Origin of the sequence: Burkholderia sp. Ac-20384, from assembly GCF_017104605.1 — a bacterium.
GTDB classification, from domain to species: domain Bacteria; phylum Pseudomonadota; class Gammaproteobacteria; order Burkholderiales; family Burkholderiaceae; genus Burkholderia; species Burkholderia lata.
In genome coordinates this window covers 18,960-28,626 of the sequence record NZ_JAAGPE010000106.1, presented here as the reverse complement: position 1 = coordinate 28,626, position 9,667 = coordinate 18,960, and the positions used below count along the sequence as shown (strand labels likewise).

Genomic DNA, 9,667 nt, shown 5'->3' with positions numbered 1-9,667 from the left:
GGCGCCCGTTTCCGTTGGCCGGCGGCTATGTCAAAGTTCGTCACGTCCCGCCAAAACCGGCGGTTTCCGTGCCACAATCGCCGCAGACAGTCGCCGGGGCAGCCTGCCCGAATCGCACGCCGTGCCGGCGTGCCCGACGACACGCCGGAAACCGGCTGCCGCCCTCGCGAACCCGGTCGCCCGATTCGCCCGCCGCGGCGCACCGGCGCACCTGCAACCATGACAATCCACGGCGCGCCGCTTCCAGGCCAGACGCTCGACGCGATGCCCGGACGCACGACGCCGCAGAGGAAACCAACCGGTGACGGACATCATTGAAGCCGCCTCGGGCGGCACCCGCAAGCAACGGCCGGCGGTCGGCATCTCGCTGTTTGCGCGCGACGGCCAGGCGATCTGGGAAAACGGCATACACCAGAACATCGCGTTCCTCGCGATGATGCTCAAGCGCTCGGATCGCGTCGGCCCCGTCTACTTCCTGAACGGCGGCGACGCCAACGCGCTGCCGGCCGGCCTCGAACTCGACGGCCTCGACATCCCGCTCGTGAAACCCTCCGACGTCACGCACGAACTCGACGTCGTGATCGAAATGGGCGCGCAGCTGCCGGTGGAATGGCTCAGGCACATGAAGGCGCTCGGCAAGAAAATCGCCGCGTTCTTCTGCGGGCACGTATACGCCGGCCTGTGCGAAACCCCGATCTTCGGCAAACCGTCGGGGCACATCTTCAACGGTGCGCCGTTCGACGAAGTGTGGCTGCTGCCGCAATACGACAAGACCGCGGCGCCGATGCTGCAGACCATCCTGCGCGCGCCGGTCCACCTGATGCCGCACATCTGGTCGCCGTACTTCCTCGAGCGCCGCATCGCCGCTCTCGCCGCGGAAGGCGCGACGTTCGGCTATCGGCCGGGCCGCCGCCCGTGGCACCTGGCGATGCTCGAACCGAACATCTCGGTCGCCAAGTCCTGCCATTACCCGATGCTCGCGTGCGACGAGTTCTACCGTGCGCGCCCGGACGCGGTTCAGCACATGTTCGTGGTGAACGCGCTGCACATGAAGGAACATCCGACCTTCGTGCACTTCGCGAACAGCCTCGATCTCGTGCGCCAGCACAAGGCCACCTTCGAGCCGCGCCTCGACCTGCCGGGCTTCATGGCGCGCCATGCGGACGCGGTCGTGTCGCACCACTGGGAAAACGGGCAGAACTACCTGTATTACGACGTGCTGTATGGCGGCTACCCGCTGATCCACAACTCGACGCTGATCGGCGATGCCGGTTACTACTACCCGGACTTCGATTCCGCCGCGGGCGGCCGGGCGCTGCTCGAAGCGTGGCTTCATCACGACGAACGCCTCGACGACTACCGCGCGAAGGCCGACCGGCTGCTGCAATCGGTCTCGATCGACAACCCCGCGAACCTCGACGCGTTTGTCTCGCGTCTGGTCGCCTGAACCGGAGAATACGCATGTCGGACTCCAATGCCCGTCAAGCGCCCGGCGAGGGCAAGCGTCTCGTCGTCGGCGTGTCGCTGTTCGTGCGCGGCGCCGGCCAGTCGCTGTGGGAAAACGGCATCTTCCAGAACTGCCTGCTGTTGATCCTGCTGCTGCGCCAGTCGCCGCTGGTCGCGGAAGCCGTGATGGTGAACGGTGGCGAACAGATCGCCGATCCGCAGATGATGCTCGGCGAATGGGACGTGCCGCTGCTGTCGATGGACGAAGCGCTGCAGCGCTGCGACGTGCTGATCGAAATGAGCGCGCAGTTCGGCGCCGACTACCTGCGCACGTTCCGTGAGCGCGGCGGCAAGGTCGTCACGATGCGCGTCGGCAACGACTACGTGATCGACATCGAGCGCGCGATGTTCGACAAGCCGTCGGGTTTCCTGTTCTCGGGCGCGCCGTACGACGCCGTGTGGACGATTCCCGAGTTCGAGCGCTCGTGCCTGCACTATTACCAGACAGGCCTGCGCGCGCCCGTCACGATCGTTCCGCACATCTGGCACCCGATGCTGTTCGACAAGGCGCGCGCGACGCTCGGCGCCGGGCTGTCGTTCGGCTATGAACCCGGCAAGCCGCGCTGGCGCGTGACGATGTTCGAGCCGAACATCTGCATGGTGAAGACGAGCGTCATCCCGATGCTGGTGGCCGAGGAAGCGTATCGCGCGAAACCGGATTTCCTCGAGTTCGTGCGCGTGTGCAACACGCTGCACCTGAAGGAACATGCGACGTTCGTCCATTTCGCGAAGAGCCTCGACATCGTGAACCACGGGATCACGACGTTCGAAAGCCGCTACGCGGTGTACGAGTTCATGGCCGCGTATGGCGATGCGGTGGTGTCGCACACGTGGGAAAACGCGCAGAACTACCTGTACTACGAGCTGCTGTACGGCGACTACCCGCTGATCCACAACTCGCCGTTCCTCGGCAAGGCCGGGTATTTCTACCCGGACTTCGACTGCCAGGCCGGCGGCCGCGCGCTGCTGAAGGCGTTCGCCGAGCATGACGCAAACCTGGAGGCGTACCGCGAGGAGTCGAAGCACGTGCTCAGCTCCGTCAGCATCTACAACCCGCAGAACGTCGCCGCGTATTCGGACGCGATCGCGTCACTCTATCGCGACGCGTGACGCGAACCCTCTGCTTCGGAGCCCGACATGCATGTACTGACCTTCACTCGCGCGAAATGGCTGATCGGCCTCGCCGTCGCGTCGCTGGCATTCAGCGCGCACGCGCAATCCGCGGGAGATTCCGCGGATGAATTGCTGCAGGACGCCGACAAGGTATTCAAGCAGCTCGCAGCCGGTCAGTTCAACGACCTCTGGCTCGACTCGGCCGATTTCATCAAGACCCGCTTCAAACAGGAGCAGTTCGCAAGCGATCTCCGTGGCGCATGGCAAACGGTCGCCATGGTGCGCCACCGAGACTGGGAACGAATCTCGCGCGATCGCTACACGAATGCGACGACGGTACCCGATGGCCTGTATGCGAGCGTCGATTATGTGACGACGTTGACCACCGGCGCGACGGTGTACGAAAAAGTGAGCTTCCGCCTCGAAAGCGACGGACACTGGCATCTGACCGGCTACGCGCCGCGCAGGATCCGGGACATCGCGAAATAGGCATCGCGCCGACGACACGGAGACAACATGAAGATCAATGTCGCGATAACGATGAACGTGCAGCGCGACGCGACGCAGTCGATCTGGTACAACGGCGCGAACCAGCACTGCGTGTACCTGTACATGCTGCTGAAGCAGTCGCCGCTGATCGGCGAGGTCTGGCTCGCGCACGACGACGGCATCACCGACTATCCGCAAGCGCTGATGATGGACGCGTTCGGCGACGCGCTGCGGCCGCTGTCGGCCGTCGTCCACCAGACCGACCTGCTGATCGAAATGAACGCGTTCATCGATTCGACCCACACCGAGGCCGTGCGCCGGCGCGGCGGCAAGTGCGTGTCGTACCGCTTCGGCAACGACTACGTGATCGCCGTCGAGACGATCAACTTCGAGAAGAACCAATGGCGGCCGAACCCGAACCGCGTGCAGTTCGACGAGATCTGGACCAACCCGCAGCACATGCACACGTGCGCGGCCTATTTCCAGGCCGTCTATCGCGCACCGGTGATCGAGCTGCCGCATATCTGGTCGCCGTATTTCATCGAGCGCAGCCTCGACGCGGATCCTGAGTTGAAGGCGCGCTTCGGCTATCGCAACCACGGCACCGCGAAGCGCATCGCGTTCTTCGAGCCGAACCTGAACGTCGTGAAGAGCGCGATCGTGCCGATGCTTGCCGCGAACGCGTGCTACGTCGAGCATCCGGAGCTCGTCGAGCACGTGTTCATGACCAACACGTTCGACAAGAAGGAAAACGTCGCCTTCAAGCATCTCGCGCTCGGGCTCGAGATGGTGCGCGACGGCAAGGCCACCGCCGACGTGCGCGCGCCGTTCGTCGCGTGGGCCGCGCATCACACCGACATCGTCGTGTCCCATCACTGGGAAAACGGCCTCAACTACCTGCTGTACGACGCGCTGTACGGCAACTACCCGCTCGTGCACAACTCGCCGTTCCTGCGCGACGTCGGCTACTACTACCCGGACTTCGAGATCTTCGATGCGGCGCGTGCGATCGCGACCGCCGCGCAGACGCACGACGCGCGGCTCGACGACTATGCGGCCGCGGCCCGCCGCTGCCTGCACCAGGTCGACACGCACGCCGAGCACAACGTCCACGCGTATTCCGCGCAGATCCAGCAGCTGTTCGCCGGCCGCACGCTCGGCTGACCCCATCCGTCCACGCGCCCGACCATGAATCAGATCGTCCGCAATTTCGTCGTGATCGATTCGATTCACGGCCCGTTCGTCATCAACCGGCACTGCGAGTTTCAGGCCGAGGCGCTGATCAAGACCGGGCGGCCGCACATCCAGCCCGAGCTCGACGCGATCCTGCAGGTGATCGACCAGTTGCCGGACGATGCGATCGCCGTGGACGGCGGTGCGAATGCGGGGCTCGTGTGCGTGCCGATCGCGCACCGGCTGCGCGCGCGCGGCGGCCGCGTGTACGCGTTCGAGCCGCAGCGTACGCTGTTCCATGCGCTCGGCGGCACCGTCGCGCTCAACCAGCTCGACAACGTCCATCTGCTGAACATGGGGCTCGCGGGCGTCAACGGCACGATGAAGGTGCCCGACGTCGATTACGGGCAGGACACCGATTTCGGCCAGATCTCGCTCGTCGACGCACACGCGGAAGGCGGCACGCCGACGCCGGTCATCACGCTCGATTCGCTCGGCCTGCCGCGGCTGGATTTCCTGAAGCTCGACATCGAAGGGATGGAGATCGACGCGCTACGCGGTGCGCGTCGGCTGATCGAAACGCATCTGCCGTGGTGCTGGGTCGAATACTGGAAAGTCGGCGAGGCGCCGATCATCGCCACCTTCGCCGGCCTCGACTATACGTTCTACCGGGTCGACAAACTGAATCTGCTTTGCGTGCCGAACGCGCGCTGGGACCCGCAGCGGCTGGCCATCTCGTTCGAGCCGATTGCCATCGAAACGACGGCCGACGCCGATACGTCCCCGCCGGCAGCGCCCGCCGCCGACACCGACGCACCCGAAACGAACTGGAACCGCGCGCTCGACCACGAGTCGCGCTGCGAGTGGGGGCATGCGATCGACCGCTGGCAACGCGCGCGCGGCCGCGGGCTCGACGACGACGCGATCGCATTGCAACTCGCGTCGTGCTACGGCTTCGCCGGTGCGCCCGACGCAGGGCTTGCGGCACTCGAGCGCTTCGGCGATCCGGCCGCGCTCCCCGACGCGACGCGCGGCGACATCGAGCTGATGCGTTCGATGCTGCTGCTGCGCGCCGGCCGGCGCGACGAAGCCGCCCGCGCCACCCTTGCAAGCGAAAACGTCCTGACGGCCGCGCAGTTCGGGCTGCCGACGGAGCGGCTCTACCAGGGCCAGCCGCTGCAAGGCAAGCGGCTGCTGGTGCTCAGCTACGGCGGCGTCGGCGACCAGCTCCAGTACGCGCGCTACCTCGGCGCTCTCGACACGCTCGGCTGCACGAGCGTGACCGTCGTCGTTCCGGACGCGCTGACGGGCCTGCTGCGTCACACGTTCCCGCACATCGAATTCATCGGTGCGCACGGCGCGTGGGTCGACACGTCGCAGATCGCGCACGACTACTGGTGTTCGTTCCTGGTGCTCGCCGCACAGTTCGGCTACGCACCGGCACCCAAAGGATCGGCGGCCGCGTACCTGTCGTGCCCGCCCGAGCACGCGGCCGCGTGGCGCGAGCGCGTGCGGCACGATGGCCATCCCGTCGGCACGCGCCGCATCGGGCTCAACTGGCGGGGGCGCGACGAAAGCGACGCACGCTTTCATCGCGCGGCCAGCCTGCGCGACCTCGCGCCGCTGACGCGAATGCACGGCCACGCCGCGTACTGCATCAACCGCGACCTGTCCGCACAGTCCGAGCAATCGGACCTGCCGGTGACGTTCCCGCATCACGCGATCGGCGATTTCAGCGACCTGGCTGCGCTGATGCTGGCGCTGGACGCCGTGGTGACCACCTGCACCGCGCACATCCACCTCGCCGGCGCGCTCGGTGTGCCGGCCGTGCTGCTGCTCAGTCCGAAGGCCGACGCACGCTGGGAAACCGGCGCGCGTACCCCGCTCTATCCGGGCATCCGGATCGTGCGCGCCTCGCGCATCGGGCAATGGGACGACGCGGTCGACCGCGCGATGGCGTTCGTGCTCGGCGGATTCGGGAAGGATTGATCGATTTGATACAGGCCGGGGCCGCTGTGCCCGGTTGAGGCCGACGCGGGCCGCACGCGCGTTGCGTTGTGGCGGGGCCCGCTGCTGACGTGAACAGGCGCTAGACCAGCACCCGATCGCCGCTCTGCGCGGCGAACGTACGGCCATGCCGCCGTCCCATCCGAGCGAGCACCGCGAAGCAATGCACGACCGGCCGGCTGGCGCCGCCGGATTGCTTGACGAGACTGTCGGATACGCCCCGCGCGATGGCCGAATCGTCGCCGCACGCGCCCCCGATGACGCCCGCGTAATAGTGCCGCGCCGCCAGCTCGCGGCCGCCGGCGTCGAGCGGTGCCATGCGCTGAATGCGACGCGCAATGGCTTTCAGGCCGTCGAGATACGGCGCGACGTCGATCGGCACATCGGTCGATTCGGCGCCCAGTTGCCACAGCATGTCGGCCAGCTCGGCGATCGCGACGAGGTCGCGCGCACCGGCCACCTGCGTGCCCGTCCCGCCTCCGGCCTTCGTCCCTGCCATGCTCACGCCCCTTTGCGATTCGTCCCGGCCACGCGCCGATCACGCCCGACATCGGCGTGCATCATGCACGCCACCTCGCCTGTTCCCGCGTCGTCACGCGGCGGCCGGCGACCGCCATGAAAAACGGATGCCCTGCGCCCAGGCGACGCCGGCATCCACGATGATCTGACGGTCGACCTCGCTCTCCACGCCTTCGACGACGACGTGTCGCGCACCTTCGTGCGCAAACGCGATCAGCCGGCGGAACTGGTAGCGCCCGATCGCGTTGCGCTTGATCAACGACAGGATCGACCGGTCGAGCTTCACGATGTCGGGATTGCCGACCACCAGGTTGTTCAAGGCGCTGAAGCCGACACCGAAATCGTCGATCGCGATGCGGCACCCGGCTTGCCGGAAGCGGTTCACGAACGATCGCCCCGCGACGGGATTCAGCGGCCCCGTCTCCGTGATCTCGACCACCAGCCGCGCCGCGACCGACGGCTCGCGCTCGAGCCGCCTGAAGATGGCCAGCCACGCGTCGTCGACCACCGCGCTCGCCGCCGCCACGTTGCAGCCGTAGACGGCAGCCGGATCGGCGCGCAGCGCGTCGATCGTCCGGCCGACCACGAGCCGGTCGAACCACCGCATCAGCCCGAGCGCCTCGAGGCGCGGCAGGAACGCGATCGGCGGCAGCGCATCGCGCTCGCCCCACCGCAATCGCGCCAGGCATTCCTGATACAGCACACCGCCCGACAGGTCGGCCCGGCACACGGGCTCTTGCGCGAACCCGAGCCGGCTTTCCACGAAACTGCGTACCGACGCGAGGTCGGGATGATCGTCGGGGGCGCCGAACACGAGATCGATTTCGTCACGATTCGCTTCCCGATTCGCCTCCAGGCGAGCTTCGACCGCATTCATCCGGCGCTCCGGCAAATGGCGAGCCGCCGATCGCGGCTCGACCTCAAGAAACATGCGAAGCAAGCCGACCATGACGCGCTCCGCCGCCTACCCGGCCCATCCTGTTATGTCGATCTTTTCCGGGAGCGTACTTTTCGCTTCGGCGCGCCGTCAAATTCGATATTTTTCAACGATATTCAGTTACTGGAAATACACCATGTACGCGCGATACCGACTGTGCGACAGGTCACACTAACGCAAATTGCGGAACCCTGATCCGGACGCCGTTTATTATTCTCGTCTAAACAACCTTGCCCGACTCAATTTTCCCGCAATTCACGGGCCCCGAAAATCAGGAAATTCGCAATTGATCGGATAAATACCGGCTCGTGCAGCACTGCCTGCAATCGCTGCCGGACCCGCCACGGAGGCCGGTTTACCGGCTTGCTCTTCACCGAAAATCGGCTGCCGCACGTCATTCGATCATCGCAGCATTCAATTTTCTCGTTTCAAACGAATTATTAAATATACAAACCGGAATCAAGCCACTTTGAATCGATAATATCAAGTTAATTCATATGAAGATTATCGATTGAAACATGTTTAACAATCTTGAATACTTGTTAACCTATAAAATGTTTTCTGACGGACTTCCCTCGGAGCCGTCAAATTCGTGCCTTCAAAAAACCGTCGAACCGATCGGGTTCGGCGGTTTCTTTTTTAACGGCATTATTTCGTCAGACATTAGGGCGGGACAATCCCGATGGCGGGATTCGGCGCAACGGTGTGCGCCGTCCGAAAAATCGGGCCTTATGCGGCCGATCCGCCGACCAGGTTCGCGAGCAGCGCGTCGTATTCGGCAACCAGTGCAGGATTCGCCGACGTATAGCGGCCGAGGATCTCGCGCTGGCGCCGCGTGTACGCTTCCCAGTCGTCGTCGTGCGTATGCAGTGCGCGCAGCAGCGCATCGGCGCCCTGCTGCACGTCGTTGTCCGGATAGTAGTAGCCGAGATCGGGCGCGAGGCTCGCGTTGTGCACGAGCGGATAGCCCTGCCAGCACACGTCGAAATAGAAATAGTTGAGCGGGTTCGACCATTGGTGCGACACGACGATATCGGTCAGGTCGGCCAGGAACAGCGGCGTATCGAAGCGCCCGACGAAGCTCGCCTTGCCCGCGCGCACGATGTCGAGGTAGTTCATCAGCATCACGAACTCGGGGCTGTCGTGCGCGAGGCGGTCGGCATTCGTCACGTGCGCGAAGCAGACCGCGTCGGGATCGCGACGATACGCTTCGTCGATGATCAGCATCGGATACACGCAGAACTTCACGACGTTGTGGTTCGGCTCCATCACGGTCAGCCGCTTGCCGGGCTCGCTGCGCGGCCGGTATTCGCCATTCCCGGGCAGCGACGCGGCGCGCGCGCTCAGGAACATCGGGTCCCACACGAACGGCACGACGCGCCCCGGGCAGCGGCGCAGCGACTGCAGGAACGGCAGCGACGACGGCGCGATCTGCGGAATCGCCCACACCTCGTCGTAGCCGCGGTTGATGAACAGCGAATCCCACATCCGGCGGCCGAACAGCATCGATTCCATCGCGTTGATGTACTCGACACCACAGCAGTAGCTGACGAGCTTCGCGCCGCGCGACTTCAGGTACGCCGTCTGTTCGCCGTCGATCTGCCCGCCGAGCTCGATCACCACGTCGAGCGAATCCTTCATGTCGGCGAACGGGCGCGTGTCGTACACGTTGCGATCCCACGGCAGCGCGTCGGTGAGCGGCACATCGGTGGTGTTGACCAGCGTCACGCGGTAGCCGTGCGGCGACGCCATCAGCAGTTTCGCGAGAAACAGCGCGTTCTGCTTGATGCCGTTGATCCACAGGCTTTCGTCGGGGGCACGCAGTCCGATCGTGATACCGATGCGCAGGCCGTTCAGGACAGGAGACGTCATCGTCGGCGGGATGGAAGGTTGGATGGGGATGGAATGGACGCAGTGTAGCGC

General features: G+C 65.1%; 9 protein-coding genes. 6 read left to right on the top strand and 3 right to left on the bottom strand.

Features of this window, described 5'->3' with window-relative positions; all coding sequences use genetic code 11:
• Positions 1–301 precede the first annotated feature (301 nt).
• The 5 genes from G3O00_RS20690 to G3O00_RS20670 are packed head-to-tail and all read left to right on the top strand — an operon-like array spanning position 302 to position 6,270.
• Positions 302–1,447, top strand: a complete 1,146-nt coding sequence (locus tag G3O00_RS20690) for a DUF2827 domain-containing protein (protein ID WP_011354052.1) — start codon at positions 302–304, stop codon at positions 1,445–1,447.
• A 14-nt stretch (positions 1,448–1,461) separates the two neighbouring features.
• Positions 1,462–2,616, top strand: a complete 1,155-nt coding sequence (locus G3O00_RS20685; RefSeq protein ID WP_011354051.1) for a DUF2827 domain-containing protein — start codon at positions 1,462–1,464, stop codon at positions 2,614–2,616.
• Between the two features lie 27 nt (positions 2,617–2,643).
• Positions 2,644–3,108: a DUF4019 domain-containing protein gene (locus G3O00_RS20680; RefSeq protein ID WP_206144150.1), complete on the top strand. Its 465-nt coding sequence runs from the start codon at positions 2,644–2,646 to the stop codon at positions 3,106–3,108.
• A gap of 27 nt (positions 3,109–3,135) precedes the next feature.
• Positions 3,136–4,272: a DUF2827 family protein gene (locus tag G3O00_RS20675; RefSeq protein ID WP_206144149.1), complete on the top strand. Its 1,137-nt coding sequence runs from the start codon at positions 3,136–3,138 to the stop codon at positions 4,270–4,272.
• A gap of 24 nt (positions 4,273–4,296) precedes the next feature.
• Positions 4,297–6,270, top strand: a complete 1,974-nt coding sequence (locus G3O00_RS20670) for an FkbM family methyltransferase (protein ID WP_206144148.1) — start codon at positions 4,297–4,299, stop codon at positions 6,268–6,270.
• 100 nt (positions 6,271–6,370) lie between these two features.
• On the opposite strand, the gene G3O00_RS20665 is transcribed toward G3O00_RS20670, so the two are convergent.
• Both G3O00_RS20665 and G3O00_RS20660 read right to left on the bottom strand, forming a co-directional pair.
• Positions 6,371–6,787 (bottom strand): hypothetical protein, encoded by a 417-nt coding sequence (locus G3O00_RS20665; protein WP_011354047.1) that lies wholly within the window; start codon positions 6,785–6,787, stop codon positions 6,371–6,373.
• A gap of 93 nt (positions 6,788–6,880) precedes the next feature.
• Positions 6,881–7,684 carry an EAL domain-containing protein gene (locus tag G3O00_RS20660; protein ID WP_041493180.1) on the bottom strand — a complete coding sequence of 268 codons (804 nt, stop codon included), beginning with the start codon at positions 7,682–7,684 and terminating at the stop codon, positions 6,881–6,883.
• On the opposite strand from G3O00_RS20660, the gene G3O00_RS20655 reads away from it, so the two are divergent.
• On the top strand, positions 7,598–7,939 hold the full coding sequence (locus tag G3O00_RS20655) for a hypothetical protein (RefSeq protein WP_206144152.1): 342 nt from the start codon (positions 7,598–7,600) through the stop codon (positions 7,937–7,939). The two genes, G3O00_RS20660 and G3O00_RS20655, sit on opposite strands and share 87 nt — an antisense overlap.
• Before the next feature lie 534 nt (positions 7,940–8,473).
• Here the strand turns inward: G3O00_RS20655 and G3O00_RS20650 are convergent.
• Positions 8,474–9,616, bottom strand: coding sequence for a DUF2827 domain-containing protein (locus tag G3O00_RS20650; protein ID WP_174935650.1), 1,143 nt, complete (start codon positions 9,614–9,616; stop codon positions 8,474–8,476).
• Positions 9,617–9,667: the final 51 nt, after the last annotated feature.